Source organism: Metabacillus litoralis, assembly GCF_020524045.1.
Classification (GTDB): domain Bacteria; phylum Bacillota; class Bacilli; order Bacillales; family Bacillaceae; genus Metabacillus; species Metabacillus litoralis_C.
This window is the reverse complement of the sequence record NZ_JAIVKL010000052.1, coordinates 1-560: the sequence shown is the minus strand read 5'-3', so window position 1 is coordinate 560 and position 560 is coordinate 1. Positions and strand designations below refer to the sequence as shown.

Below are 560 nucleotides of genomic sequence, written 5' to 3'. Positions count from 1 at the left end.
ATTCGGAAATCTCCGGATCAAAGCTTACTTACAGCTCCCCGAAGCATATCGGTGTTAGTACCGTCCTTCATCGGCTCCTAGTGCCAAGGCATCCACCGTGCGCCCTTACTAACTTAACCATCGGCTAACGATAAGCTGCAGATTACTTCGTTGGCTTCGCATTTTCCGGTGCTCATGTACATATACCGTACACTCCGCTCCTCAAACACTCGCCGCCTCGTACTCTTTGCTTCTCCTTCGCCTTCAGACATCAATACTTACTTAATGTCTAGTTTAATATTACTAAGAGAATCACTAAACTAAGCGTTTAAACTCAGTGAATTACTTGAATTGTTTTTCGTTATCTAGTTTTCAAGGAACATAAAACATAGGTTATCAAATGCAGAATGCATTTAGACTCCTATGTGTTTGAGTCTTACTTATATAGAAAGATCAGAATGATCTCTCAAAACTAAACAAAATACCAAGCGTGCCTCATTTTCCTTAGAAAGGAGGTGATCCAGCCGCACCTTCCGATACGGCTACCTTGTTACGACTTCACCCCAATCATCTGTCCCACC

The 560-nt window shown here is 42.5% G+C and carries 2 rRNA genes; both read right to left on the bottom strand.

Features of this window, described 5'->3' with window-relative positions:
• Nucleotides 1–119, bottom strand: a 23S ribosomal RNA gene (locus LC076_RS24035); the annotation flags it as partial.
• Nucleotides 120–487: 368 nt separating this feature from the next.
• Nucleotides 488–560 (bottom strand): 16S ribosomal RNA (locus tag LC076_RS24030); the annotation flags it as partial.